This is a genomic window from Caballeronia arvi (genome assembly GCF_001544695.2).
Taxonomy (GTDB): Bacteria; Pseudomonadota; Gammaproteobacteria; order Burkholderiales; family Burkholderiaceae; genus Caballeronia; species Caballeronia arvi.
In genome coordinates, this window is the sequence record NZ_FCOM02000004.1 from 282,149 (window position 1) to 308,679 (window position 26,531).

General features: G+C 62.0%; 20 protein-coding genes. 4 read left to right on the forward strand and 16 right to left on the reverse strand.

All coding sequences use genetic code 11. The features are described from left to right. Positions 1-69: 69 nt before the first annotated feature. Positions 70-501 (forward strand): Cd(II)/Pb(II)-responsive transcriptional regulator, encoded by a 432-nt coding sequence (gene cadR / locus AWB74_RS07575; RefSeq protein ID WP_061146148.1) that lies wholly within the window; start codon positions 70-72, stop codon positions 499-501. Between the two features lie 12 nt (positions 502-513). Here the strand turns inward: cadR and tssF are convergent, their stop codons facing one another. From tssF to vgrG, 8 genes are all read right to left on the reverse strand, one after another. Beyond that, on the reverse strand, positions 514-2,373 hold the full coding sequence (gene tssF / locus AWB74_RS07580) for a type VI secretion system baseplate subunit TssF (protein WP_061146149.1): 1,860 nt from the start codon (positions 2,371-2,373) through the stop codon (positions 514-516). A gap of 56 nt (positions 2,374-2,429) precedes the next feature. Next, positions 2,430-3,545: a hypothetical protein gene (locus tag AWB74_RS45545; RefSeq protein WP_143749153.1), complete on the reverse strand. Its 1,116-nt coding sequence runs from the start codon at positions 3,543-3,545 to the stop codon at positions 2,430-2,432. Positions 3,546-3,549: 4 nt separating this feature from the next. Next, a complete protein-coding gene (locus tag AWB74_RS07590; protein WP_061146151.1) occupies positions 3,550-3,837 on the reverse strand; it encodes a PAAR domain-containing protein in 288 nt (95 codons plus the stop codon). Between the two features lie 34 nt (positions 3,838-3,871). After that, a complete protein-coding gene (locus tag AWB74_RS07595) occupies positions 3,872-7,252 on the reverse strand; it encodes an ImcF-related family protein (protein ID WP_235024509.1) in 3,381 nt (1,126 codons plus the stop codon). Between the two features lie 117 nt (positions 7,253-7,369). Then, the gene (locus tag AWB74_RS07600) at positions 7,370-8,461 is read right to left on the reverse strand and encodes a hypothetical protein (protein ID WP_061146153.1); all 1,092 of its coding nucleotides are present in this window, start codon (positions 8,459-8,461) and stop codon (positions 7,370-7,372) included. Positions 8,462-8,698: 237 nt separating this feature from the next. Further along, positions 8,699-9,241, reverse strand: a complete 543-nt coding sequence (locus AWB74_RS07605) for a hypothetical protein (protein WP_143749154.1) — start codon at positions 9,239-9,241, stop codon at positions 8,699-8,701. A 222-nt stretch (positions 9,242-9,463) separates the two neighbouring features. Beyond that, positions 9,464-10,231, reverse strand: coding sequence for a hypothetical protein (locus AWB74_RS07610; protein ID WP_143749156.1), 768 nt, complete (start codon positions 10,229-10,231; stop codon positions 9,464-9,466). Between the two features lie 3 nt (positions 10,232-10,234). Continuing rightward, positions 10,235-12,757, reverse strand: coding sequence for a type VI secretion system tip protein VgrG (gene vgrG, locus AWB74_RS07615; RefSeq protein WP_061146156.1), 2,523 nt, complete (start codon positions 12,755-12,757; stop codon positions 10,235-10,237). A 628-nt stretch (positions 12,758-13,385) separates the two neighbouring features. Here vgrG and AWB74_RS07625 point away from each other — a divergent pair. Both AWB74_RS07625 and AWB74_RS46865 read left to right on the forward strand, forming a co-directional pair. Next, complete coding sequence (locus AWB74_RS07625) at positions 13,386-14,327, forward strand: hypothetical protein (RefSeq protein ID WP_061146158.1); 942 nt, start codon at positions 13,386-13,388, stop codon at positions 14,325-14,327. 262 nt (positions 14,328-14,589) lie between these two features. Next, positions 14,590-14,988, forward strand: a complete 399-nt coding sequence (locus AWB74_RS46865; protein ID WP_061146159.1) for a hypothetical protein — start codon at positions 14,590-14,592, stop codon at positions 14,986-14,988. A gap of 60 nt (positions 14,989-15,048) precedes the next feature. On the opposite strand, the gene AWB74_RS07635 is transcribed toward AWB74_RS46865, so the two are convergent. The 3 genes from AWB74_RS07635 to AWB74_RS07645 all read right to left on the reverse strand — a co-directional run bounded on the left by AWB74_RS07635 (position 15,049) and on the right by AWB74_RS07645 (position 19,010). Next, on the reverse strand, positions 15,049-16,089 hold the full coding sequence (locus AWB74_RS07635; protein ID WP_061146160.1) for an alpha/beta fold hydrolase: 1,041 nt from the start codon (positions 16,087-16,089) through the stop codon (positions 15,049-15,051). Positions 16,090-16,156: 67 nt separating this feature from the next. After that, positions 16,157-17,662, reverse strand: a complete 1,506-nt coding sequence (locus AWB74_RS07640) for a M81 family metallopeptidase (RefSeq protein WP_061146161.1) — start codon at positions 17,660-17,662, stop codon at positions 16,157-16,159. Positions 17,663-17,696: 34 nt separating this feature from the next. Further along, on the reverse strand, positions 17,697-19,010 hold the full coding sequence (locus AWB74_RS07645; RefSeq protein ID WP_061146197.1) for an MFS transporter: 1,314 nt from the start codon (positions 19,008-19,010) through the stop codon (positions 17,697-17,699). 129 nt (positions 19,011-19,139) lie between these two features. On the opposite strand from AWB74_RS07645, the gene AWB74_RS07650 reads away from it, so the two are divergent. Beyond that, on the forward strand, positions 19,140-20,123 hold the full coding sequence (locus tag AWB74_RS07650; protein ID WP_061146162.1) for a LysR family transcriptional regulator: 984 nt from the start codon (positions 19,140-19,142) through the stop codon (positions 20,121-20,123). Here the strand turns inward: AWB74_RS07650 and AWB74_RS07655 are convergent. The 5 genes from AWB74_RS07655 to AWB74_RS07675 form a co-directional block, all read right to left on the reverse strand. Continuing rightward, the gene (locus AWB74_RS07655; protein ID WP_061146163.1) at positions 20,065-21,282 is read right to left on the reverse strand and encodes an MFS transporter; all 1,218 of its coding nucleotides are present in this window, start codon (positions 21,280-21,282) and stop codon (positions 20,065-20,067) included. The two genes, AWB74_RS07650 and AWB74_RS07655, sit on opposite strands and share 59 nt — an antisense overlap. A gap of 104 nt (positions 21,283-21,386) precedes the next feature. Next, complete coding sequence (locus AWB74_RS07660) at positions 21,387-22,031, reverse strand: hypothetical protein (RefSeq protein WP_061146164.1); 645 nt, start codon at positions 22,029-22,031, stop codon at positions 21,387-21,389. A gap of 74 nt (positions 22,032-22,105) precedes the next feature. Beyond that, positions 22,106-24,385 (reverse strand): sensor domain-containing protein, encoded by a 2,280-nt coding sequence (locus tag AWB74_RS07665; protein WP_061146165.1) that lies wholly within the window; start codon positions 24,383-24,385, stop codon positions 22,106-22,108. Positions 24,386-24,456: 71 nt separating this feature from the next. Beyond that, positions 24,457-25,095, reverse strand: a complete 639-nt coding sequence (locus tag AWB74_RS07670; protein ID WP_061146198.1) for a Vgb family protein — start codon at positions 25,093-25,095, stop codon at positions 24,457-24,459. A gap of 34 nt (positions 25,096-25,129) precedes the next feature. Then, positions 25,130-26,353 carry a hypothetical protein gene (locus tag AWB74_RS07675; protein ID WP_061146166.1) on the reverse strand — a complete coding sequence of 408 codons (1,224 nt, stop codon included), beginning with the start codon at positions 26,351-26,353 and terminating at the stop codon, positions 25,130-25,132. Positions 26,354-26,531 lie beyond the last annotated feature (178 nt).

Below are 26,531 nucleotides of genomic sequence, written 5' to 3' on the forward strand. Positions count from 1 at the left end.
CCTTTTCTTGACTCAGGCTTGAGTAAACACCTTGGAGCAACTCCAGGGTCAAGCAGAAAGGATGGCCAGATGAAAATTGGAGAACTGGCGAGGATTGCGAACTGCACGCCCGACACGATCCGCTTCTATGAAAAAGAAGGCCTGCTTCCGCAAGCCGAACGGACGGAGAAGAACTACCGGACCTATGACGAGACGCACATCGAGCGTTTGCGGCTTATCAGGAATTGTCGCGAACTGGACATGACGCATGACGAAGTGCGCGCCCTGCTCGATGCATCCGAAGCGCACATGTCTCGATGCTGCGCGATCGATGCGCTCGTCGACGCGCACATCGAACATGTCGACGCACGCATCGGCGAATTGATCCGGCTACGCGATCAACTCACGGCATTGCGCAAGAAGTGCCGGGGCGAGCAGGCGGTCGATGCGTGCGGCATCATGCGGGAGCTGACGTCGAGGAAGACGCCGAAGCCGAAGCCGAAGAAATCGCATCTGGGGTGAGATGGCGCAGCGTCATAGCGGCGCCCGCCAAGTCTTGCTGCGCGGCCATTCGATGCGTGCCTGCGTCGGCAGACTCACGATTTCGAGCTTCGTGTAGAGGTTGATCTCCGCATAGCGTTCGAAGAATCGGTGCAGCAGTTCGCCGAATAGCATCACGTCGCCTTCACTCGAGAACGCGTGTGAATCGAGCGTCACTTCGATCAGCACGCCTCGCTCCACCGCGCCGCCCGATACCTCTTCGAGCAACTTCTCCGATACATGCAGAATGCCCGCCAGACGCCTGCGATTCAGTTCATCGTTGGTCCAGTCGTAGAGCGCGAGCGCGCCACGCAGCACCTCGGCGTTCATCATCGACAGGAAGTTGGGCGCAAGGTGTGACAGAACTCGCCATTGGAAGCGGTCGCCGGTGGGCGGATACAGCGGCATTGTCGGTGCAACGAGATTTCTCACGCCCGCAATTTCTGCTGCGCCACCCGTCATCTCGTCGATGCGCGCTTCGCGCAGACCCTTGCGCGGCAGCAGGCCATTCGTTCCCGTCACCTGCAGCGATACGCTTTCTTCCGGCAAGTCTTCCATCGACTCCCACGCATGACCGCCGAAAATGAGCCACGTTTCATGCAGGCCGTCCGTGCCGGGTCGCACGCGCGTATGGAAATAGCGCTCGGGCGACTCGTGCCGCATCATCCCGCCGCGATGGCGGAAGGTCGAGAACGGCACATATTCGAAGCTTTGCGCGCTGACATGATCGAACCCGACCACTGCATCGACGGAATAGGTCTCAATGTGCTCGCCTTGGTGACTCGATGGAATCACTCGATATTCCGTCTCGTGATGGTCGATCACCACGGGTTCGGCATCGAGTTCGAACAGATTGATGACCGGTGTGCAGAACAACCGCACGTTGTCTTTGTTGAAATGCTGATCGTTGGGGTAGGCCTCATTCAGCACGATTTCCAGCTCGAAGCGCGTCGCGCGCTCGGGCAGCCGATGGACATCGAGTCCGCATACATCGACGAACAGGAATTTCTCGCGGAACGTGAAGTATTCGAGCAGCAGTTGATAGCCCGAAAAAGCGGCGTCCGGCTTGGGCCACAATCGTTCTGCAGGTGCAAAGCCGGCCGGTTCGATCGTAACGCCATCGAGCGATAGCGCCTCGCCATCCCGCACTTCGGGGATACGCCACTCGATGGCGCGGACATGGCGCGTAAGGGCCAAGTGCATCGCGAACGCGAGCGGCTGATCCGCGCTCAAATGCAGGCGTAAGCGCGAGAGGTCAGTCTCGTTGCGTTTCGCGGCCGTGTCGAGTTGAAAGGCGAGCCGGATGATCGAGCGACCATCGTGACGCACACCGGGTCCGGCCTGCACCAATCGCACGGGATGCAGGTCCACGGGCTGCGTGGTGCGATACAGGCATTGAACCGACTTTTGCGTCGTGCCGTCGGCTGAATTGCCGGCGACGGGAATCGGCCTGGATCGCACCGTCACGCCTGCGGGCACCTGCTCAGTTCGCTCATGCTTGTCAGCCACAGGGATCAGTTCCACGATCGACAGCGACGGGATCATCCGCAGATAGTGAGGCCACAGCAAACTCACAAGGCCCTCGGTGAGTTCCGGGAGTTCGTCGTCGAGCTTCTGCTGCAAACGCCCGGTCAGGAACGCGAAGCCTTCATACAGACGCTCCACATACGGGTCGCGGTCGCCTACACGATCGAGGTTGAGCATCCTCGCCCGGTCCGGGTGCGCGCGAGCAAATTCGCGACCCGATTCGCGCAGGTAACGCATCTCGGCTTCGTAATAGCGCAGAACCGGGTCTTCGTCCCGGCGCGCTTGAGGAAAGTCGGGTTCGCTGCCGTTCGTTGTGTCGTTCTTCATTCGATTTCTCGTGACGCGCCTGCGTGAATTTCGGTACGCGAGCGCGGTGCGCTCTTTCAGCGGGTAACGGTGCCCGAATCGTTGAGGCGGTCGGCGCGTATCAGGGCGGGAGCGATGAACATCAGTTTGCGCAGCAAGAATTGCGGACCGTGTGCCTGCATCCGCATATGTCCGCGTCGCCAGTGCGGAGCGACTTCGCCGCCCGTATGTCCGGGAATCTGCGCGGGTCCCACGATGATGCGGTTGTAGCGACTCGCGACCTTGCGCTCGATCCGGGTTGCTTTTTTGCTGCCTACGCGGGTGAGTCGTGATGCGGCGTCGTCATCGCGCATGTCATTGATCCGGATCGCGGCGGGTGCCTGTAGATACAGCATGACCTTGACGCAATGCTCCACCATTGGAATGAAATCTTCCAAATCAGAGGACAGATCCAGTTGCATCCTTCGCATTGCAGACAACAGCGACTCGTTCTCGTCTTCGATCAGAATCCGCACGCCGCGGGCCGCATCGGTTCCCAAAGCACTGTCACGCACAGCGACGAACATCAGCTCGCGTCGATTCTCGACAAGGGCTTCGTGAATGTACACGCCTTGCGTCGTAGAAGGATGCTCACAACTCGCCCACAGCGGCGGATCGATCGTCTGTCGCAACTCCGCGCCTACGCGCAGAAAGATCGCACCCAGTGGCAGCCTGAAGAGAGAGGCCGGAATATCGTCACCGATATCCGTTCGCGCGAGCCACGCCTGCAATGCATCGGTTGGTTCAATCACAGCATGTGAGCGGGTTAGATACAGCGCGGCAAGACCGGCGAGAGATGACAATGAAAAAATATACTTGCGGGGCAGTGTGCGCCCGTCTTGTGGTTCGACCAGGCGGGACGCGTGGAGGATCATTTGACTACAAGCTTCGTTGGCCTCGTGCAGGCCATAGTCGCTCCGATTGTGGACGGATAAAGACTTGGGGTAGCCGCATTGCTCCAAGGTGTGAGCGAATGCACGCCACGCCGGAAGCAGACCTGCCTGTAGTCCGCGTACCGGCGGCAACGTCCGACTTGTGATGGACACCTCGTTGACAGCAACCATGAAGTCAAACGCGCTTTGGCGCACCTGTTCGATCGACGGTTTCGCCTGTCTTGCAACGCTTGCAGGGGTTTTGAGCAGGGAGTGTCGCACGGCGTCAGACCTCGCAATACGAACGCGTCTGTGACGCCACGAGCCGCGGACTCGGCGTGCATTGGCAGCGGCACAGGTCGTCGCTCAATGCCTGCTCGCGACCGTCCGGTCCCTTCGTCTCGACGCGCGGGCCGACGCACGCGATCTTTCCCCAACTCTTGCAGGCTGCACACCAGACGGGATCGTTCTCATAGGCTGTGGCGTGACCGTCGATCGTGTCGGTCTTGCAGGTGGCCTTCACGCGCCCCTTGGCGGTGGTCGTGTCGTTGTCGAGAATGTCGAATCGCTTCATCGATTGACTTCCTTCCGGGTCTTGTTCGAGCGGATTACTGCAACTCGGGCGGCAGCGGCGGCAGCACCGGCGCTGCTGAAATAGCGCCGCCTTTACCGACGATGAACACGCGCTGCGGCATCTTGAAGCCGCGCAGCTTGAGCAGATCCAGCGGCCCCGCGCCGACCTGTGCCTTCAGGTCGTAATGCAGCGGATAGCCGCTGTCCTGGTTGAAGGTCAGCGCATAGCTCGTGCTGTCGAGCGGCTTGACCTTGGCCGTGCCGAGCAGACGCAGGAATGACCAATCACCATTGGCCTGGAACGCGATACGCGTACCAGCCGTATCGGACTCCCATGTCAGCATCGTGCGCCCGTTCTGCTCGTTGCCCGGCCATACGATCGGCGTGAATGTTTCCATCTGGTTGAAGTATTCGATCTTCGTACCGTCCACCGTTAGAACGCTGCGCGTCACCTCGGGCGTCGGGTGCGGCATGATCTGGAAGCGATAGCTTGCGTCTCCTTGCGCGTAAAGTTGCGCGCCGAACGCGGACAACTGCCGCAGCGCCGACAGAAACTCGGGATCGAATTGCAACGCTTGCGGCGCGAGTTCGTTCGGTGTCCACGCGCTGCCCTGCTGCTGCAAGATGCCAGCGAGCTGTGTCGCCACGAAGCGCGAAATCAACCCTGTATCCGGTTTGATGTAGCGGCCGAGTTCGACGAACGACGCATCGGATGCGGTATCGGCGAAGGGGTAGTGCCCGTCGAAAGAGCTGGCGAAGGGCGCGGCCACGGCGGAACGCCACACTTCGTTGAGGCTAGCCGCCGCGGGTTGCAGGATGGTTTGCCACGCCACATCGAGCGGACGCGCGAAAAGCGCAGCACCGAAGCCGGCCCACTGCGAGCCGAGACTCGCGGCCGTCAGAGCCGCATCGTCACGCGCCTGCGTGAGCTCCGAGAGCTTGCCCTGAAACACGGCCTGCGCCATCTGCCGCGCCATCGCCTGCGCATCCGCGCTGGTGGCGATCTGTTGCAGCTTCAGGCGCATGGTGGTCGCCACCGTCAGGAAATGCGCGAGGCTCACGCCGCTGAAGTCCGCCGCGTTCTTGCTCGTTTTGCCGTTTGCTTTGCCGCTTGCGCCGGTCACCACGTCGTCGCCCATCAGCGCAAGCAGCGGGCCGAAGGGTTTGTCCAGCGGATTGACGACCGGTTCGTTTGGATTGCCCGCCTTCGTGCCGATGAGATCCTGCGCCTTGCGCACCAGCGTATCGGCCAGCGCCTGCGACGGCCGTCCGGCTTCGGCCTGATACTGGACCGACTTCATCAGCGCGATCAGCGGCGAAGTCTGGGCGTCCGTCAGCCGCGTAAGTTGGGTGATCGCGCTGCTCAGGTTCGTCGCCGCTTGCCATTGAATGCTGTTGAGCATGGCCTGCCACGCGGCGGTGTATTCAGTGAAGTAGCGCGCGCGTAGGCGTTGCCGGACTTCTTCACTGTCCTGGTGTTCCTCAAGTGCAGCACCCGGAACACGCGCGGCTCGTTCGTCGGCGAGCACCCAGTCGGCGCTCACGCGGCCTTCCTTCGCGGCCCTGTCGATCGCATCACTCACCACGCCGTCCCACGCGGTGCGGGTGTAAACGCCCGGCACCGTCTGGGTCGAGCCGAAGAGTCCGCGCGCGTCTGCGCCGTTGAGCAGCGACGCCAGCGTCATGTCCGCGTACTTGCCCTTCGCCTGTTCGATGACGGATTGGTAAAGCGTGTCATCGGAGTTCTGCAAACCGATCTGGTTGACGAGCGTGTTGCGCGCCGCAATGACGAGATCGTTCGATCCAGCCGCACGCCAATCCGGGTGCGCGCGCAAATGATTGGCATAGAACGATGTCAGCCGTTGCGAAATGTCGAGCCATTCGCCTGTTCGCATCTCGGCGATCGCAGGCCATACGGCAGGCAATTGCTTGACGAGAAAGGCCACATCCGCATGTTGTGGCTGGGTGAGCATCAGGTAGGTCTTGAGTGCGTTGTAGCCGCGCTGCTGATCACCTGTGCTGACCAGTGCGTCGGCGCGCGTCTGCGACAGTTGCGTGAGCAACGCTTCGAGTTGATGCGCGATGGGATCGCGCAGATTGTGCGCGGCGATCGTCCCATACGGGCGCCAGAGAGCCGCGAGCAAATCATCGTTGCGATTCAGGCCGGCGCGCAGATACCACGGTGCGCCGTGCTGCTGCCGGTATTCGAGCGTGTCGATTTGCTGCTGGAGTTCGAGTTGCGTGCGCAGCGCGGCGGGCGTGCCTGGCTTGGCGGAGAGCGCGGCATCGACGGCTTCGCGGGCGCTTTGGACGATAGTCCTGTTTCCGACGAACGAGACGGTCATCGTCACGCACCACGCGATGACGACCGCCGTCAACGCGATCGCGAGCGCGTTCGGCCAATGAAAGCCTACGCGCCGCCCCTTGCGCGGATCGACGCGTGTTCCGATTTCGCGCCACGTAGGAAGCAGCGCAGGCGGTTGCACATGTGAGAGCGACGCGAGCGTGCCAACCGGCACGGTGTCATCGTCTGGCAAGTCTGCTTGAATCTGAGGCATGAACACTGGTGCAAACATGACCCCGGCCAACGGCGCGCGCCGCCACTTTGACGCACAAAGCGTTTGCCAGGCCTGTCCAACGCGCTCACGCCACAGACCGATGTACTGAGACAATTCGGCGAGATACCGAACTTGGTCGGGACCCGTCAATAGCGCAACGCCATGATCCGCCGTACTCTGGTCGATGTACTTGAGATCGAGTGCAAGCGCGTCGGCTGACGCATGCGCAGTTGTTCCAAACGGGACAGCGATAAAAGCGCCCACCGTCTGAACACCGCTAAATTGTTTTCCAGTCGCGCCGACGGCGTGCAAGATCATGACCGGCGCGGCCCATCCGAGATCGCGCGCGATGTTAGAGAGGGCGCGCGGTGCGTCTCCATCGATAGCGGAGTTCTCGCTGAATCGCTCTACGGACACCAGCGTATCGACCGGCCGACGCCACCGCAGACGGCGAAGCTGCTTGCGCCATGCTTGCGCGTCGATTGTGTCGGGTGAGGCGTGGACAAGAATTATGTCGCCGACGCGCAGCACGGCGAATTGCTTCAGTCCCGGCGCAACTTCGTTGATGCGTGCGTCTTCACCCGTGAGCATGATCCACGGCATCGCGTGACGCCAGCGCCAGCCGAGTGTTGTGCGCAACTCATCGTGCAAGTTCTGAAGACGAGCGTCTAGATTCTGCTTCGTTGTTTCGGGACTCCCCTTGTCCAGCTTCTGTGCTTCGAAGAATCGGCCATAGATACGATCCCACGATGACAGGACAAGTGGTTCCAGCGCGAACAGAATCGCCGCCGCGAGAATTATTGCCGCCACGGCCCATCCCAAGCCACCGCCCGCCAGCCACGACCAGCTTTCTCGCATTGCATACGCGAGAACCATCGCCAGAAGAGCCAGCAAGAAGATAAATGCGCGATAGCCCCAGGTATGCTGCGGAACGGTTCGATTAGTCACAGGCAGGAAAACAAGAATCTATGTTGATCAATTGGTCGAGCGGACCACGGAGTAGGTGGTGCCAGTCAGATCGCGCGTGGCGATCAGTTGAGGTGCGGACGTGTCACGGGCGGCTTCCGCTGCCAATGCACATGCAAGCCATGAAGACGCGTGTCCCGCGTCGCCCAGTGCGGTATCGATGTCCGTTAGCGAGCGCAACTTCTTTTCGATATCTGCCGCATCGATCGCACCGGTTGCTTCTGCGTTGTTCTTTTCGTTCTGATGTTCCTGCATGGCGCTCAAGGACAGATGAGAGTTGGTGTCGAGGCCACATGTCCAGATGTGGGCATTATTGATGCTCGCCACGCGCCCCCATGTGAGGGCCGTTTCCAGCGACTTGTTGTCTGGCGCGTCCAGCCCACGCACCGGACGATGCAGCCAGTTCGTCGGCTTCAAACCGATACGGGGAAGAAGCTCGGGCCAGGCGACAAGCAGCGCGGTCGCGACTTCGGCGCTGCCTTCCGGCGGAGCATCACGAAGTTGAACGTTGACGAACAAGGCCACGCGCTCCCGCCTGGACCGATCCGTTTCGTCGAGCCATGCGTCGAGCACCATCGTTCCCGCCTCTGTCGAGTGTTCATTGAGCACGTACCTCCCGAGGCCGAACGAGGCCCAGGCGCGCTCCCACTGGCCGGCGACGTCGAGGGGAAACTCGTTTCCCGAAACAACCATTTGCACCGGCAGTACTACGAGCGAGCGCAAGGCTGACAGCTGCGGTTCCAGAGCGCTGATCAATTTGCCGAACAACTCCAACAAGTCGTCGTCGTTTAGCGGCAAGGCATTGGCTCTGGTCCGACGCTTCTCGCCGTTCAACCGCTCCGGCGCTTGCGCAATGACCGAGGAATGGCTGACCGGTAAGCCGATGCCTCGGACGGGCTGGAAGCGCAGAGCTGACTCGCCGGCTACGACGCGGGCGGCCCCTTTCTCGCACCCCAGTGCAGTGACATAGCTGTGAGCAAGCAGGGCGATCGGACGGCGTGCGAATTCGATGTCGCGATCGACTGCCTCGTGTCGTTTCCGGTTGTACGCGGCAATGCGCAAACTGCCTTGTTGGAAGCTATGCCAACGTGCCGTCAACATGAGGCCATATACAAGTGAAGGAACTACAGCCACCCATAACCAGAAGCGTAAGTGATGCGTGTTTTGACCTTGAGGCGACTGCCACCATAGGCAGAACGCGGCTCCGCCGCCGATGACAATAACGGCAAGGAGGAGCCAAACTACGACTCTTGGTGTTCGTGGGATGCGCGCTTCAGGTGGCGGGAGCCTTGCAAGATCAAGCGGCATGGATCGAATTGTTATGGGTTACGCTGCTCGTCATGGCTTCTTTTGTGAATCAGAACAGGGCGTTCGCCTGCCGTCTGCTTCGGCGTAGCATAAGCGGTGGTCCGTTCTAACTCCTTCGTCGATGTCAAAAGAAACAAGTTCTTGTCGATATCCAGTCGTGGTCCAGTACTTGAACTGGACGTGGGTCTCTCCGACTCGGTCTACCAACTCTGCCTCAACGACCTTCTGCAAGTAGACCGTCACCTTCACATACTTTGGAAGGCGAATCGCTTCATCAATAGACACAAGATTGGCGGCCCGCCCTGTCTCGTCTACGGACAAGAAATAGTCCCCGTTTCGGACGAGCCTAAGTGCGGCAGTGTCTATTCGCGGTGTGTACTTGGTACGGACCCGACGATAGCCGTACATGTAGTCCCTCTTCTGGTCAGACCTTACCGTGCCGATGCCGATTAGTTCGTCTTGTTCGATTTCGGCAGCGTCAACGGGTTTCACCTGAAAATAGTCGTAGTCAAAATACGGAGCCGAAGGGGGAAAGTAGTATTCCCGGCCCGGTTCCAAGTGCATGCCATTCATGCCGTACTCGTCAATGTGTGTCATATGCCAAGCCCACGTAAGAAGGTTCTTGATTGCAGGTCGCGTACCTAAATAAACCGTAAGCGCTGCGACCGATGCGATTGCGATCAGTTTCGTCCATTTGCGTTGAGGCGGCTTATCTTGCGCGGAGTGCGGAGACGGATTCCTCATCGGCAGCTTCCTCCTCTATTAACGGCGAATTTCCAACGACGATCAATGGCATCATAAGCTCCCAGAAATCACCCCCCCACTTGCAGCGTGCGATTCGATCAACTTCTCCACCTGGCTCGCTTTCGATTTGATATATGCCACGTAGTCTTCGTCGGCCGTAAATATAGTGTTCAAACGAAGCGATGCAAAGTGGGGATCGATTCTTACGCTCAAAACGTCGACGTCAATCAACTGACAGTGGTAAAGCGTTCGCCAGACAAAAGTGTGGCAGTTGTTCTCGGACGCCACATCCAATTTGAAACTCCATTTTCCGTTGCTTGTTGACTTATAAGATGCAGCGTAATCACGAATGCTTTGGATGATCTCTTCTTCTGACCGGTCGTCTAGCACATAGGGGTGACTGATGGAAGGCGACCCCTTTTCCTTCTGATGCGGGTCCCACGGGTATGGTTTCGTACCGATTCCGCCGCCAGCGATGAACACGGGAATGTTTTTGCCCTGTGCCTCTTGTGCCTCTCGACGAGCCGGCGAATCGCCATTGATACATCCCTCGACTTTGTCGAACATTGAGGGTACTAGGCGACCCTGATTGTGCGATATATCTTCCGCTGGATACCAGCCGTATCCCTCTAATGGACCATTCTTCCCGTGGTCGATCTCGAACCAATAGTGCCCCGGTATACTCGGAGAGGTGGAATACACCGGAAGCCGCATGATTCGAATTCGATCAATCCGACGCGGAAAATGCATGGCGGTCCAACTGGCCTCCGAGGCCCTCTGGGACACACCATCCCCTAGAAAAATCCAATTATCACCCATTGCTTAGTTATCCTTCAGCGCAATATGCATCTTCAGCAGCGATTGCGCGTAGTTGGTCGTAATCGTATTCGTCTTGCCCGCTGCATCAGTGGTCCCGAAGTGTTCCGTGCCGTCCGGCTCAACCACGCGGTACTTAACACCCGAAAGAGGTTCACCGGTCACAGGGTTCTTCAGAACGAAATGATGGTCGTGCGGGTCGAGTTCCTTGCCGTCGGCAAACGAGTAGCCGGGCGTCGGGGCGGAGCCCGGGCCACCGCGTGCATGTGTCCCGCCCTTGAGCGTCAGTTCGCCTGGACAAACAATTTCGATGTTGCCGCCGCTGAGCTTGATGTAAGCACCGCCGGAATAGAGGGTGATGGCCTTGTCGCTCGACACGCGCACTTCACCGGTCGAACTGGTGATCGTCATGTCGCCTTTTGAAGCGACGTCCATCGCGTTGCCCTGTGCCTGAAGCTGCATCCTCCCCTTCTGGGCAATCACCTTGAGCGGGCCTTGGTTAGCGTACACGGAGGCACCGTCACCCGCCGCGAGCGTCAGGCTCCGCATGGCGCCATAGTCCGCATTCCCGCCGGCAATCGCTGCGATATTCGCCTGGGCCGAGAACTGCAAATGCTGGCCGCTGGTCAACGCGATGCCATCGGGCGCGCTGGCGAGCAAGACCGCCTGCTTGAGCCCGTCGATCCGTTCAGTCAGCATCTGCCGCTGACGCTCAACGTCAGCAGCAAGCGCCTGTGCGGCGCTTGCCAAGTCGGCCAAGTTCTGCATTTGCGAGAGCGCCGCGTCCAACTGCATCTTGGTTCGCTGCATCTCCAACTGCGGCTTGTTCGGATCGGCTTGGGGATCGACGACGAGAAACATGCCCGTGCCCGCGCGCATCGCCATGTGCTTGCGCGTGAACGCCTCCAGTCCTTCCCCACGAAGCTGCTTCTGGTTGTCCACCAGATAGCCCATGCTCACCGCGGACTTCTGATAGATCGTCGCGAACTTCGCGCCTTCCTTGCCCTTGAAGTTCTCAAAGCGAACCTTGTTGGCAAGCAGCGCCGAACGCCACACCTCACGCGAGCTCCAGCCCTCATAGCCGTGGACGTGATTGGCGTGCGAATAGTCGTGCGCGGCGAACCCGATATAGGGCCGGTCGACGTCGCCGTTTGTGAAAAAGATTCTGACTTCGGTTCCCGGAAGCAAGGGCGCGTGAAACCCGCCGTCCCTGGCCGCAGACGGCAGCATCAGCCGCAACCGCATACTGTTCGAACCCGGCTTGCCCGCACTGCGATGAAAGTGGAACTTGACCAGATACAGGCCATGCTGGTCCAAATCCGGATAGGGGCTGCCCTCGGCGCTCGATTCAATCGTTGCGACGATTGAACCTTGCATCCAGCGCCAATCCCGCTCGGGAACGTATTCAGGCCGCCATATCTTGTCCGCCGGCGTTCCCTCAAATTCGTTTTTAGCCGGCTTCGAGCGCGATCCCGTCGTCGTCATCTTGGTGATGACCAGACCATAGGGCGCTTTCGGGAACTTGTGGTTCGTGGCGTTGAGCACCCAACCCGGATACAGGCCGACGATGTTCGATGTGCCGATGTGAACGACCTGCTTTGAACCGATCGCCTGCGTGCGCACCTTGGCCAGCGCCTGCGCTTCTTCCTTGGTATGGAAATGCTCGGTGCTGCGGTCGATAGTTCCATACAGGGTCTTGTCGCCGCGATCGACATACGCAATCGCCGATACCGGAGCGCTGGGCGTGCGGAAATTGTGGTCCCGCAACTCGACGCTTTGAGGCAGCAGCGTCTGCTTGCGCTTCATGCTCAGTATCGCTTCGTGGAATCCACCGTCCTGTCCATTGGGCGGCGCGAATGGCATGTCGATCGATCGCATGTAGCCATTCGGACGATTGTCGATCACGAGCGTATCGCGATGGGTCTTGCTGCCGACCTCTGCGTGCTTGATGTACGAATAAAGGCCGTGTCGCAAGCACTGACGCCTGATGAATCCGATCGCAGTCTCGTCGGCCATCAGAAGCTGATCATAACGCTGATCCACCCCTTCAAAATTCAGTTCGATATCGTGCGGAAAGATGCGCTCGCGATCGACGAGAAGCTCGTAAAAGATCTCCTTGAGCGTCTTTTTTAAAAAAACATCAGAGTCTTTCGTCAAATCCAGAAGAGAGACTCTCGGCTGGATCAACAGGCGATACTGCGCGCCGTCCTTGCTCGAACTCTCGTGCGTCAACTCTCTGACGACGCCGTGGACGGTTCGGGCGTGGCGTGAAGCCGTGCCCATGTACTTCAACTCAGCGCGTTCCTCAATCACGAGGGTTACGTTCTTACCCAGAAAGTCCGCACCATCGAGCGTCTGATCGTCGGAGTAAATGAGGATGTCGAGTTGAAACAACTCGTTCATTTCCTCTTTGAGGGTGTACTCCAGCGGATCGACCACGGACGTCAGTCCCGCGACAGTCAGCGACAGGTGTTGAGAGACCCATGCATTGGGGTCCTTGAGCGCCGTCAGAAAACCAGGTGAAGCCATATCTTGCGTTGCCTCGCTCGGACAGTAAGACCGAATTGAAGTTTGAGCCAGCGCAGGATTGTGGCAGAGCGACGCGCATGCGAAAGGAGAAGATTGAAAAAAATGGCCCGCGCACAGGAAAAATGACCTTAAATAGACGTCCATAAAGCAAATTTAGCTGCCAACAGCCAATTTATTTCGGAACAATCTGAGCCAACCGAGCGACTGTTTGGCAGTCCATATCCCGCCCTCATCTGAAATCGGACGATACAACGACGCACTTTCATCCTTGGCCATGATCTTGGTGAGGCGCTGGGTACTCGGACTGCTGAGTAAGTTCGCATGCCGAATCACACGCCAGCTTGCCTGCGGCAGCGTGAACGTCCGCATATGCGGTAGTGGCGCCTCCAAGTACGCGGAGCGCGGACTCGCGAATCTCCCGCTCTCGCCTCCCTTCAAGGAAGACGGTCTGGCGCTGGTAGCAGAGGACTTGCTCCACCGCCGGATGCGCAAATCCTAAAGAATTCAAGAGCTCACAACTACCTGACAGACAACTGTTGAATTGCTTATTTTTGACAATCTATCGAGTAATTTTCCGAGATACTCCCGCGCTTTACTGACAACACCATGCAGGAGAGGAAATACGCACATGTCCTTTAGAAATATTGCTGCCTTAACATTGACTTTGAGCAGCGTTTTATTGCTTTCCGCTTGCGGTGGCGGCGGTGGATCGGGCAACACAGACGGCACGAGTCAATCCGCCGGCGCCCCCAGTGCTGCATCGAGCGCAGACGCACCGGCGAGCGCAGCGGCACCGGAGAGCGCTTCGACTGCATTGCCGACTAGCGCAAGCGCGCCTTCGGAAGCGTCGTCGCCGGCGATGGTCGGCGAAGCATTGCCTAGTCTCTCGAGTCCGCAACCGGGATCGACGGCATTGACAGGCACGAACGCGGAAGGAATCTGGACGACGTCTTCGATCACCAGTCATGCCGTGGCGCTGATCGATTCAACCGGCAACGTCTCGTCGTTGAATGCGATGGCGTCATTCGTTACCGACCAGCTCTACGGTGTCATCTCTCCGACGCCACAAGCATGGACGCTGACCTCCGGATGGTCTTTCAGCAACTTCTTTGCCTATCCGACGACTTCGGGAAGCGGCGCATACGCTTCCCAAAAGACTTTCACGGGCAGTTACGTCGCTAACGGAGCGACCAAAGACATTTCATGGAACTACGATGCGGCAAATGCACTGAGCGTTACGCAACAGAGCGTTGCAGGCACATGGTCGCAATCCTCGACGTCGCTCACCATCGACAATGACGGTTCCTTCACTGGCAAGCTCAGTAATTGCAATGTCAGCGGGACGATGCTACTGGCGGCGCCCGGAACCAACCACAACATGTATGCCGTGACAATGAGCGCTGCGCCAGGCACGTCTTGCCAGATGCCCGCCGGAATGACCTATACCGGCAACGCCGCCATTGTGTTCCTGCCTATCAATGGCAGTAACGGATATAAGAGGACCATTCTGTACAACGTGAAGAATCTGGACAGTTTGCGAATTGCCTATGGTCAGTTGACGAAGCAATAGTCCAGGGACCGAGTCCAGAGCAGATCGAGCTTTAAGCGCACGCAGGCTGCAAGGTCGCAGACGAAGCAACCGACCTTGCAGCCGTCACACTTCCGCAAGCGCCGCATCCGAACTATTAGAAATGCCTATGATTGACGCAAGCTGACGGGTAAAGAGGCGATGCTACAATGCCGAACACGCTTGCCCGGACAGTACCGCAATCGAATGGTTGATTCGGACTGCATCTGGCTTTTGTGAATCTGCCCTGCGCGACGGAGAAGCTATGTTTCCATGGATGTGGATCTGGTGCCCGATTTATCACTATCCGTGGAGCGGTGCAGTCGCGCAGAAAATAGATCCCGAAACGGATTGGTTCTTCGGCGCTATCCCCACAAAGGCGGGAAACGGTGCTGTCGAAGCGAAGGCATTCAATGTTGCATCCTATGGCAGGCAGCTTGGCCTGATTTCCGAGGTTCTGCTGCATCTTGCCGATTCCGCATCGATCGACCAGGCTCTGGCCGATCAGTCGCTGCGTCGGCTCAGAGAGCTCAATCAGCGGATCGATGAACTCAAGGCTGACGAAGCCTCGTTGACGGCAGACGCATTGATCGCCCAGCTTCGACGCCTGAAGACCGATCACCCTGCCGAATTTGAGCGCGTGCGGACCCTCACGCTGCCATAGACGCGGGTGATCGCGATCAATTTGCATGGCATTGCCGGTTTGGCAGTCCCTGCCGCGCACTCACATCCGGTCCGCCCCGATCACCGCATCGGTAAACGCTTTCGGCGCTTCCTGCGGCAGATTGTGCCCGATCCCGCCCGCGACATTCCGATGCTTGTACTTGCCCGTGAACTTCTTCGCATACACGGCAGGATCGGGATGCGGCGCGCCGTTGGCGTCGCCTTCCAGCGTGATCGTCGGCACGCCGATCGTCGGCGCTGTCGCAAGACGCTGCTCCAGCGCGTCATATTTGGCCTCGCCCTGCGCGAGCCCGAGCCGCCAGCGATAGTTATGGATCACCACGGCAACGTGATCCGGATTCTCGAACGACTTCGCTGAGCGGTCATACGTGGCGTCATCGAAATTCCATTTTGGCGACGCGAGTTGCCAGATGAGCTTGTTGAAATCGTGGCGATTCGCTTCGTAACCCGCCTGGCCGCGCTCCGTTGCGAAGTAGAACTGATACCACCACGCGAATTCGGCCTTGGGCGGCAAGGGCGCGCGATTCGCCTGCTGGCTGCCGATCAGATAGCCGCTCACGGACACCATCGCCTTGACGCGCTCGGGCCACAGCGCCGCCATGATGTTCGCCGTGCGCGCGCCCCAGTCGAACGCGCCGAGTGTGGCCTTCTGGATCTTCAGCGCATCCATGAGCGCGATGATATCCACGGCGACCACCGCCTGCTGCCCGTTGCGCGGCGTGTCGGCAGAGAGAAAGCGCGTCGAGCCGTAGCCGCGCAGATACGGCACGATGACGCGATAACCCTGCGCCGTCAGTAGCGGCGTGACTTCGGCGAAGCTGTAGATGTCGTACGGCCAGCCGTGCAGCAGAATCACCGCGGGACCGTTCGCCGGCCCCGCTTCCGCATAGCCGATATCGAGCGTGCCCGCCTCGATCTGGCGAATGTCGGCGAAACCCGCCGTCGATGAAGCGCGCGCGGGCTTCGCGCCCTGCGTCGTCTGGGCGCCCACGAGATCGCTGAAGCCGAGCTGCATCGCGCCGACACTCGCGATCGTCGTGCCGATGAAGCGGCGGCGCCACGCGTTGATCTGATCCGTCATGTTGCGATTCTCCTTTTCTTCGATGTTGTCAGTTAGCAGGCAAAAAACGCGGAAGAAGCACGAACCATCACGCCGCCGATGCGCGCAGCGCCTCGAGCGTCGGCCCTAGCGGGCGCACGCGCATGCGCGCATCGAGATTGAGCCACGGCAGATCGGCCGGATCGGCGGCCATCGGACCGGGCGCTTTGGCGACGAGTATGCGCTCGGCGATCGGCTCGAAGTCCGCCCGAAAATGCACCGAGCTCTTGTTCACCAGAATCCTCATGCGCTCGGGCTCGATACCCGCGACGCGAAACAGATTGCGGTCGAACACCTGCATCTTGATGCTGCTCACCGCGATGCGTACGCCGTCGATCCGCAGACATGCCGTCGGCCCCAGCTCGCCCGACATGCCGTTGAGCATCGGGCCATCGAAACGGAAGCGGCCATCGGAAAGATGCTCGACTTCGAACACGCCTTCGAGCGGTGAATCGCCCGGCACGTTCGAACCGCCGCCGAGCGCAAGCGTGATGCGCGCCCCGACGCCCGCGCGATGCGCCGCGCGCGCCGCGTGCTCGTCCCAGATCACGCCCACAGCCGCATCGCGCGCGCCGTTGCGCAGAAGCGCGCGGACCATGCCCATCGTGTTCGAATCGCCGCCGACGCCGGGATTGTCCTGCGTATCCGCGATGATCACCGGCTTCGTCGCGTCGCGGCTCGCATCGATGGCTTCGCGTGCGGCTTCGTCGGGCGAAAGGAACGGCACGTCCCAGCGCGCTTCGTCATCGACGAGTTGCGTGTATAACTTGTCGACCGCGAAATCCGCCGATTGCCGATCGAGCGCGTAGCCCCAGAACACCGGGCCGCATTCATCGAAATCCGATGCCGGAAAACCCGGCGCGAACGACAGCGACACCACGTCTTTTTCGAGCGCTTCGAGCATGCCGTACATGCCGCGTGCCGGCTCGACGAGCGTGCACATGCCGTTCACCGGAATCAGGAACGGGATGCGGCGCATCGCGCGTTCGAACGGCCTGCCATGTTCGATCCGCTTCCCCAGCAGATGCGCCGCGCGCAGGCCCGTCTCGGCCATATCGACATGCGGATACGTGCGATACGCGACGAGCGCATCGGCGAGTTCCACCATGCGCGCCGTGACGTTCGCGTGAAGATCGAGCGAGACGACGAGCGGCATGTCATCGCCGATGATGCCGCGCACTCGCGACAGCAGTTCGCCTTCGCCGTCGTCGAGATGCTCGGTGACCATCGCGCCGTGCAGATCGAGATAGATCGCATCGAAGCCGCCGGCCCGAACGCGATCGACGATCGCACCCGCGATGCGCTCATATGCATCTTCCGTCACATGCGCCGATGCGCTCGCGCCCGCCCAGATCACCGGGATCAGTTCGTGCCCCTGCGCTTCGGCCCATTGAATGAAACCGCCGATCGGCACGTTTACGTCGCGCAGCTTCAACACATCGTCGCCGTGCGCCATCGGCGGGAAGCCTTCGCCCTGAATGAAGCTTTGATAGCTTGCCTTCGTCGGCGCGAAGGTGTTGGTTTCGTGCTGGAATCCTGCGATCAGGATCTTCATGGTCGTCGTCCTTTTGCGAGTCGAGTGAATGATGTCAGGCCGTGCGCGTTTTCGCAGCAACCCCCCTGCGCTTGTTCGCGAGTATCAGCACGCACGAGAGCGCCGCCATGCAGGCCATCACGAGCAATCCGCCATGCGTGCTGCCGGTCGCGGACTTGACCCAGCCGAACACCGCCGGGCCCCAGAAGCCGCCCGACAGGCCGATCGTGTTGATGAGCGCGATGCCGCCCGCCGCAGCCGGGCCGGAGATGGATTCGGCCGGAATCGCCCAGAAGACCGTGTAGGCCATCCACATGCAGGCGGTGGCGAGGGTGAGCAGCACGAGCGTGGCAACGAGATTGCCCGATGCATACGGCGTCATCACCAGCAGCACGGCGGCGCCGAGTGCGGGCAGCGCGCTGTGATAGCGGCGCTCGCCGACCTTGTCGGAGCGGCGGCCCGCGGCGTACATCGCGATGGCTGCGGCCACATACGGAATCGCGACATACCAGCCGAGGCGCAGCGTGTCGTTCACGCCTTGCTCCTTGACGAGCGTCGGCAGCCAGAAACTGATCGCGTAGATCGGGAAGATGATGCAGAAGTACGCGAGCGCCAGCACGTAGACGCGCGGATTCTTCGCGACTTCCCGGAACGAATCGATGCGATGCGAGCCGTCGCCATGACCGCCGGTTTCGGCTTCGACGAGACGCTGCTCGTCCTGCGTGAGCCAGCGCGCATCGGCGGGACGGTTCGCCAGCGTGAACCACACGAGCGCGCCGAGCGCGATGCACGGCAGCCCTTCGACGAGGAACATCCACTGCCATCCGGCCAGCCCGCCGACACCGCCGAGCGACGAAATCAGCCACGCCGAAAGCGGCCCGCCGACGACGCCGCCGAGCGGCCCCGCGACGAACACGAGCGCGATCGCACGCGCCATGCGCTTCGGTCCGTACCAGCGCGACAGGTAATAGATCATGCCCGGCGCGAAGCCCGCTTCGAAGATGCCGAGCAGGAAACGCATCGCGTAGAACGTCGGCACGTTGCGCACGAACAGCATGCACGCCGACGTGATGCCCCACAGCACCAGAATGCGGCTGAACGTGAGGCGCGCGCCGATTTTCGGCAGCATCAGGTTGCTCGGAATCTCGAACAGCACATAGCCGATGAAGAAGATGCCCGCGCCGACGCCATACGCCGCGTCGGAAAGGCCGAGGTCGCTTTGCATCTGGAGTTTCGCGAAGCCGACGTTCACGCGGTCCAGATACGCGAACATGTAACACGCGATCAGAAGCGGCAGGAGCCGCCAGTTGATTCTGCTGTAGAGCGCCGAAACGGCATCGCCGCCTCGCAGGGTCTGAATCGTCGACATCTGCGTCTCCTTGGTTGTCTCCCCCGTTTTTCGGGTTGAGGCCATGTTGAGCGCGTGCGACCGTGCGAGCAAGAGCAACAAAGTTCACGTATCGTTGCTCTGTGAGCAACACACGGGATTCGAAAGACCATGCGCGAAATCAATCAGCAACGCCTGCGATACTTCCACGAAGTCCTGACGCACGGGACGATTCGCGGCGCGGCGGATCATCTGAACACGTCGCCTTCGGTGATCGCGCGTCAGATCAAGCTGCTGGAAGACGAACTCGACACGACGCTCTTCGAGCGCGAGGCGCGCGGCGTGCGGCCGACCGAAGCAGCGTTTCATCTGCTGGAGTTCTGGCGGGGCTATCGATCGCAGCAGGAGAAGCTGGAAGACCAGTTGCACGCGCTGAAGGGATTGCAGCAAGGGCAGATCCGGCTCGCGGTGAGCGAAGGTTATGTCGATACGCTTGTCGACGACGTGCTCGCGCCCTTCTGCGCGCGTTATCCGCGCCTCGACATCGACGTGCAGATGCTCGCCGTCGACGATCTGCTCGACGAAGTCGCGCAAAGCCGAGCGCACATCGGGCTTGCGTACAATCCGCCGCCGCACGAGCGCATCGAGATTCGCGCGAGCTCGCCGCAGCCGGTCGTGCTGCTCGCCCGGCGCGATCATCCGCTCGCGCGGCGTGGCGGCGTCGCGCGGATTCGCGATCTGCTCGACTATCCGCTCGCGCTGATGCCGCCGACATTCGGCATCGGCCATGTCGTGAAGATGCTGGAAACCACCGACGATCTCGCGATCCGCCCGACGCTCACCACGAATTCGCTCAGCGCGCTGAAACGCTTCGTCGCCGCGGAGAACTTCATGACGCTGATCGGCGAATTCGCCGCGTATCGCGAACTGGCGAGCGGCGAGCTGACGACGGTGCCGATCGCGCACCCGCTCTTCGAAAGCGCGCAGGCGAAGCTGCTCGTGAAGGCGGGGCGTCCGCTCGCGGCGGGGCCGCAGGAATTGCTCGACTGGATTCTGAGCCGGATGCCGATGTTCTCGCGCGCGGCCGCTGCGCCCGTCAAACCGCCGCGCACTCGGGCACGTCGGCGAGCCGCGCCGCCGGGGACATCGAAATGATCCACGCCTGCACGACGAACGCGAGCGCCGCCGCGACGAGGCACGGCCCCATGCCGAAGCGCGCGCTGATCGCCGCGCCGAGCAGCGCGCCCAGCGGACGCGCGCCGTAGGTCGCCGTGCTGTTGAGCGCCGAGACGCGGCCCATCATGTTCGCGGGCGTGATGGCCTGGCGCAGCGTCGTCGAGCCGACGGTCCACAGGATCGGCCCCGCGCCGAGCAGAAAGAAACTCGATGCCGCGAGCCAGAACGACGGCGCGGCGAGTGTCGCGACCATCACGAGCGATGCGGCCAGCCCGCAAAACGGCCCGACGAGCAGCATCCGGCCGAATGCCATGCGCCGCGCGACTGCTGGCGCCGCGAGCGCGCCGCACACCATGCCAACGCCGTAAGCGCCGAGCGTCACGCCGACCGCCGACGCGCTCAGTCCCAGCCGCTGCACCGCATACGGCACGTACATCGATTGCAACGTGAAGAAGCCGATGTTGAAGAACACGGCGGTGGCAAGCATCGGGCGCAGCAGCGTATCGCGGGCGACGAAGCGCGCGCCTTCGCGCAACTCCGTCAGGAAATGGCGCGCGGCGGCGGGCTGGCGCGCCGGTTCGCGCAAGCCCGCGAGCAGCATCGCCGCCGATGCCGACAAAGCCGCCGCGCAGCCATAGGCCCATCCCGCGCCGATCCATCCGACGATCAGCCCGCCCAGCGCCGGCCCCGCCGAATACGCGACGCTGCGCGCCAGTTCGATGCGCCCGTTGGCGGCGGGCAGCGCGGCGCGCTCGACGAGCGCCGGCACGAGCGCGGGCGCGGCGACGTTGTAGGCGACCGTGCCGGTCGCGCCGAGAAAACCCAGCAGCGCGAGCAGCGGCAGCGTCAACGCATGCGAGAGCACGAGCAGCAGCACGCAGGCCATCGCGAGCGCGCGGGCGCATTCGGCGACGGTCATCAGCGCGCGGCGCGAGCGGCGGTCGGCGAGCACGCCGAGCGGCATCGACAGCAACAGGAACGGCAGCGTCTGTGCGCTTTGCAGAAGGCCGATATCCGCGGCGGACGCGCCGAGCGCGAACACGGCGGCGAGCGGCGCGGCGGCGAGGCCGATCTGCTCCGCCGATTGCGCGAGCAGGTTCGACCAGGCGAGACGCTGGAAGGAAGCGGGAAAGCGCATCGGACGTGCTCCGTGGCGGGATGGAATGCTTCCATCGTCACGGATGGCGCGCGCCCGGACACTCCAGTTCTTGCGCTGTGATTCGCTTTGATCGAAGCGCCGCGTTACTGCGCGCCGCCGCCTTCCATCTTCGCCTTCTCCGCCGCGATCTGATCGGCGATCTTGCTTGCGAGATCGTCGAGCGAGGAAATCGCTTCGGTCTTGTTGATGACGAAGCGCGCCGCCGCGCCGTAGGGTTTCGGCGCCGCCGCGGACTTTTGTCCCTTGAGCTGGCTGTTGGTGTCGATCTGCGAGAGCGGCGCGTCCGGGCTCGCTCCGAGATTCGCGAGCTGCACGGTGACGTGGGTGTTGGGTTTCTTGTCCGACGAACCCATCGATGGCAGCGCGGAGCCGAATCCCGATGACAGCGTTTCGTCGAACTCGCCGGTCACGAGCCAGCCGGACGCGGGCGGCGCGGCTTGTTCGGCTTGCGTCGTCAAATGGCATGCGGCGATGCCCTTCGCGTTGAGCTTGCTGACGATGCCGTCGGCCAGCGCTGACGCGTTCTGTTCGACCTGCATCGCGTTGCGCGCGGCGCGCAGCCGCGAGCCGGGGAAATGCGATGACACGCCCGAGTTGACCGCCTTGAAGTCGCGGACCTGAACGAGGTTGCTTGCGGACGCACACGGCGGCGCAGATTGGGCGAACGCGAACGCGCTGAGAAGTAAGCCCGAGAGTGCCAGCACAACGCGCATCGATGCAGTTTTCATCGCTTCTCTCCGAGACGCCGCGAATGCCGCGATGATAACGCCGGGCGACGGGCGCGGCAGCAAGGAAACGCGCCTCAGCGCACGGTCGCGGCCTCCTCTGCCTCCGCCCGCTCCACCAGCCTTTCCAGCGGCACCGGACGGCTCAGCAAAAACCCCTGCACCTTGTCGCAACGCACCGCGCGCAGCGTATCGAGCTGCTCGCGCGTCTCGACGCCTTCCGCGACCACCATCACCCCGAGCTTGTGCGCGAGATCGATCACACCTTCGACCACGGTGCGCGCCATCACATCGGTCGCGATATTGTCGACGAAGGATTTGTCGAGCTTCAGCACGTCGGGGCGAAAGCGCGCGAGATAACTCAGACTCGAATAACCCGTGCCGAAATCGTCGATGGCGATGCGCACGCCCATCGCGCGAACGTTCGACAGCACTTCCTGCGCATCGTCGACGTTATCGATCAGCGCGGACTCCGTGATTTCCAGCGTGATGCGGTGCGAATCGATGCAGCCGCGCCTGATCGCGTGCCTGAGCACGGACACGAGACGCGGATCGCGGAACTGCTTCGGCGACACGTTGATCGCGACCGATCGCACCGCGGGCAGCGCGAGCATCAGTCGCGACGCCGCCAGCACGGCCTCGCGAATCACCCAATGCCCCGCCTCGACGATCAGCGCGCTCTCTTCCAGCACCGGCACGAACGCGCCGGGCGCAAGCAGCCCGAGCTGCGGATGATTCCAGCGCAGCAACGCCTCGACGCCGACGAGCGCGCCCGAATCGACCACATATTGCGGCTGATAGTGCAGCACGAACTGGTTCTCGCGGATCGCGCCATGCAGCTCGGCTTCGAGATGCGCGCGCGCAAGATCGTCCTTCTCGCGGTCGCCGAACACGCGGAACGTGTTGCGGCCCGCGCGTTTCGCGGCGTACATCGCCATGTCCGCGCTGATGAACAGCGCTTCGGGCGTGCGCCCGTGTTCCGGATAGAGCGCGACGCCGATCGAGCAGGTCATCGTCAGGCTCTTGCAGTCGATCTGGATCGGCCGATGGCACACGAGCGAAAGCCTGCGGCACGCGCGCGCGATGTTTTCCTGATCGAAGGTGCCGGGCAGAATGACCGTGAACTCATCGCCGCCAGGACGCGCGGCCACGGCGCCTTCGGGCAGCGTCTCCTGTATGCGCCTCGCGATCGCGCGCAGCACGGCGTCGCCCGCGATATGGCCGGCCGTGTCGTTGATCGACTTGAAGCGATCGATATCGACGAACAGATACGCGAACGGCACGCCCGATTCGCAGCGCTTCACGAGCGCGTCCATCATCGCGTTGCGGTTGGACAGACCCGTGAGGCTGTCGGTGTTCGCGAGCCGATGCAGTTCCTGAAGGCGCTGGCGCTCGTCGGTGGCATCGACGCACACGCTCACGACGCGCGACACCGCGCCGTCCTCGGTCACCGGATAGATGTCCGCGCGCACCCAGCGCGTGCGGTCGTGCGGCAGGCACAGGCGGAAATAGCTTTGCCTCGCGGCGCCCGTGTTCACGGCCGTGCGCATTTCGTCACGCAAGGCGGGCAGATCGTCGGGATGCACGCGCTGCGACCACGCGGTCTGATCGGCCTGAAGCGCGGACACGGGCATTTCCCACATGCGTTCGAAGGCCGAGCTCACATGCAGCAGCTCGCGGAAATCGTGCGTCGCGGTCCAGAAGACGGCGTCGACATGATCTTCCATGTCCTTCTGTACGCGCGCATTGCCGCGCAGTTCGTCGATGAGCTTCACTTCCGCCGTGATGTCGCGCGACTTGCACAGCACCGCCGTGACCTTGCCGTGCTCGCCGTAGACGGGCGCGAAGGTGGACGTCCACCATTTCAGCTTGCCGTTCTCCGTGCGGCAAGTGCCGGAAAACGATGTCGATTCGCCCGCCTTGGCACGCTCGAACGCCTGCCGCGCATCGGGGCCGTCCCAGAGCGCGAGCCAGTCGACGCCGACGAGCTCGTCCGCGCAGTCCGCTTCCAGCAAGCGCATGCCGACTTCCGATATGCACATGACGCGGCCTTCAAGCGAAAGCAGCTTGAGGCAATCCTCGGCGATGGAAAGCAGGCCGTGCGCGACCTGATGCGCGACGAAGATCTTGCGGTTCGCCACCTGCATGCGATGCACGACGAACGTCATGCCGACGACCGTCGCGGCGAGCGGCACAGTCCACGGGAGCGGCGCGAAAAAGGTGCCGGCCGCGGCGCAGAGGATGGCGAGCGGAGCCACGCCAAGCCCATCGAAACGGCGCGCGTTTCCGATGGCTGGCAGGTTCCTGGCGACATTCTCGCCGATGGTCCCGAGAAAATCGGTCGCTCTCGTCTGCACCGCTTTGGCCCTGTTCCGCTAGTGGTTTGATGCGTGTTTATCGGCGGAAACGGGAAAGTCTTGAGGTCGGGTCAGCCGCGCCTGGGCTTGCGCACGGCGCGCACTTTGCCGGTGCGCCCGCCGCCGCAGAAGAACCGCTCGTGCCCGTCCGATTCGAGCCCCGACACGCCGACGCCTTCCGGCATCTCCAGCCGCTCGATGACTTCGCCCGATTGCGGATCGATGTGCCGCAGCTCGCTCTCGTCGCCTTCCCAGGTGGCGTGCCACAGCTCGCCGTCGATCCACGTGACGCCCGTGACGAAGCGATTCGATTCGATGGTGCGCAGAATCGCGCCGTCGCGCGGATCGACCTGATGAATCTTGCGTTCGTTGTATTGCCCGACCCAGAGCGTACCCTCGGCCCACGCGAGACCCGAATCCGCGCCGCCGCCCGGCGCAGGAATCGTCGACAGCACGCGGCCCGTTTTCGGATCGATCTTCTGGATGCGGTCCTCGGCGATCTGGTACAGATGCTCGCCGTCGAAGGCCGTGCCCGCATGTGCGGCCACCTTCAGCGAGCGCTCTTTCTCGCCGCTTTCGGGATCGAACGCGTTGAGCGTGTCGCCGGCGGCGAACCACACGCGCTCGCCGTCGAACGTGACGCCGTGTACACCTTCGATATCCGCAAAAGGCCCGTATTCACGGATGATTTCCGCTTTCGCGCGTTTCATGTCGCCTTCCTCCTTCGTTGATCGAGCCTTCATGCTAGTCGCCCGCGAGCTCGACGGGGAGTAACAAGGCCGTCGTGAATCCGGGCATCGGCGGGGTGGTCCAGCGGCGCGCGCGGCCGCGTCCGAACGATTGCGCCTTGCCGCTCGCGGCGAGCGCATCGAGCGCGCGCTGCACGGTGCGCTGGCTCGCACCGAGCGCGATCGCGAGCGCGGAGCTGGACCACGCTTCGCCATCGGCGAGACAGGCGAGCAGCGGCGCGTATTCGTCTTCGACGGGCAGCGCGAGCACCGCCACGTCGCGCGCATGCACGGGCTTCAGTGCGAAGCCGCGCGGCGTCGCATCGATGCTCGCGTGGGCGTTCAGCATCGTGCGCAAACGGCCGATTTCGACACGCAGCCGCGCACGATGCGTCTCGTCCGCGTTCCTGATGCGAAACGCGCGCAGGATCAGCGCGTCGCGCGGAACATCGCCGGGCCATGCCTGCGCGAGCATGCGCGCGAGCGTGAAAAGCACGGGGCGCGTCGCGAGCGGAATCGTTGCGCCGTTCTCGCGCACGCACAGTCGGCAGGCATCGACGATCAATGCGTTCTTCGATGCGAGCAGCGCTTCTACCTCTTCGAGCAGCAGCGGCCGCTCTGAGCCCTTCGCGATGACGCGCGCCGCGGGGGCGTGCAGGATGTGCCAGGCGCTCTCGACTTCGGCAGCCAATGCGGGAATGCGCGCGTCGCGCGCGGCGGTCGTCGCGCGTTCGAGCGCGGCGCGGGCTGGTTTGGTCTGCAGACGGCGCATCGCGATGCCCGCAGTCATGAGCTCGTGCGCCGTGCGCAAGGCGGCTGGCAGCGTAGCGGGATTGAGGTCGGCGAGCAGGCGATCGGCGTCGTCGATCCGTCCGATCAGAAGCGCGCGACGTACTTCGAGATAGCGTGCGTGCGCGGCGTTCACGCGATCGCCATGGGCTTCGAGGATCGCGCGCGCATGATCCAGCGCTTTCGCAGGCCAGGCGAGATCGCGCGATGCCAAAGCGATTTCCGCTTCCGCGACGATGCAGCGTGAGCGCGACAAGGCTTCTTTTGCGCCGAATGCGCGGGTGGCGCTTTTTATCAGCGCGCGGGCGCGGGGGAAGTCGCCGAGTTGTGCCATCGCAATGCCGCGCAAGGCGAGCGCGCTTGCGTCCTCGCGCAGGGCGATACTGTTCAGCGCGCCGAGAGGGTCACCCGCGGCGAGCGCGCGGGCCGCCGCTGTGATCAGCGAATCCATTTCTTTGCTCGTCGATTGCTTGCGGTTTCATGGAAGGCTGTTTTCGTGTCGGTTTGTTGGCTCTGCCCCTGTGCGGGGCGGCAGTCACTTTCTTTGCTGCTGTGTATAGACCGGGGACATGGTTGACACTTTCGTCGGGGACATAGCTGACACATTCATCTTGGCGCATCGGGCTGGT

What these genes read in the sequence shown, in the direction of transcription:
- AWB74_RS07635 (WP_061146160.1), bottom strand. Translation starts at nt 16,089, where the DNA reads ATGACGGATCAGATCAACGCGTGGCGCCGCCGCTTCATCGGCACGACG.
- AWB74_RS07610 (WP_143749156.1), bottom strand. Translation starts at nt 10,231, where the DNA reads ATGGGTGATAATTGGATTTTTCTAGGGGATGGTGTGTCCCAGAGGGCC.
- AWB74_RS07670 (WP_061146198.1), bottom strand. Translation starts at nt 25,095, where the DNA reads ATGAAACGCGCGAAAGCGGAAATCATCCGTGAATACGGGCCTTTTGCG.
- AWB74_RS07660 (WP_061146164.1), bottom strand. Translation starts at nt 22,031, where the DNA reads ATGAAAACTGCATCGATGCGCGTTGTGCTGGCACTCTCGGGCTTACTT.
- AWB74_RS07600 (WP_061146153.1), bottom strand. Translation starts at nt 8,461, where the DNA reads ATGTTGACGGCACGTTGGCATAGCTTCCAACAAGGCAGTTTGCGCATT.
- vgrG (WP_061146156.1), bottom strand. Translation starts at nt 12,757, where the DNA reads ATGGCTTCACCTGGTTTTCTGACGGCGCTCAAGGACCCCAATGCATGG.
- AWB74_RS46865 (WP_061146159.1), top strand. Translation starts at nt 14,590, where the DNA reads ATGTTTCCATGGATGTGGATCTGGTGCCCGATTTATCACTATCCGTGG.
- AWB74_RS07590 (WP_061146151.1), bottom strand. Translation starts at nt 3,837, where the DNA reads ATGAAGCGATTCGACATTCTCGACAACGACACGACCACCGCCAAGGGG.
- tssF (WP_061146149.1), bottom strand. Translation starts at nt 2,373, where the DNA reads ATGAAGAACGACACAACGAACGGCAGCGAACCCGACTTTCCTCAAGCG.
- AWB74_RS07640 (WP_061146161.1), bottom strand. Translation starts at nt 17,662, where the DNA reads ATGAAGATCCTGATCGCAGGATTCCAGCACGAAACCAACACCTTCGCG.
- AWB74_RS07625 (WP_061146158.1), top strand. Translation starts at nt 13,386, where the DNA reads ATGTCCTTTAGAAATATTGCTGCCTTAACATTGACTTTGAGCAGCGTT.
- AWB74_RS07675 (WP_061146166.1), bottom strand. Translation starts at nt 26,353, where the DNA reads ATGGATTCGCTGATCACAGCGGCGGCCCGCGCGCTCGCCGCGGGTGAC.
- AWB74_RS07650 (WP_061146162.1), top strand. Translation starts at nt 19,140, where the DNA reads ATGCGCGAAATCAATCAGCAACGCCTGCGATACTTCCACGAAGTCCTG.
- AWB74_RS07605 (WP_143749154.1), bottom strand. Translation starts at nt 9,241, where the DNA reads ATGAATGGCATGCACTTGGAACCGGGCCGGGAATACTACTTTCCCCCT.
- AWB74_RS07645 (WP_061146197.1), bottom strand. Translation starts at nt 19,010, where the DNA reads ATGTCGACGATTCAGACCCTGCGAGGCGGCGATGCCGTTTCGGCGCTC.
- AWB74_RS07595 (WP_235024509.1), bottom strand. Translation starts at nt 7,252, where the DNA reads ATGCGAGAAAGCTGGTCGTGGCTGGCGGGCGGTGGCTTGGGATGGGCC.
- AWB74_RS07655 (WP_061146163.1), bottom strand. Translation starts at nt 21,282, where the DNA reads ATGCGCTTTCCCGCTTCCTTCCAGCGTCTCGCCTGGTCGAACCTGCTC.
- cadR (WP_061146148.1), top strand. Translation starts at nt 70, where the DNA reads ATGAAAATTGGAGAACTGGCGAGGATTGCGAACTGCACGCCCGACACG.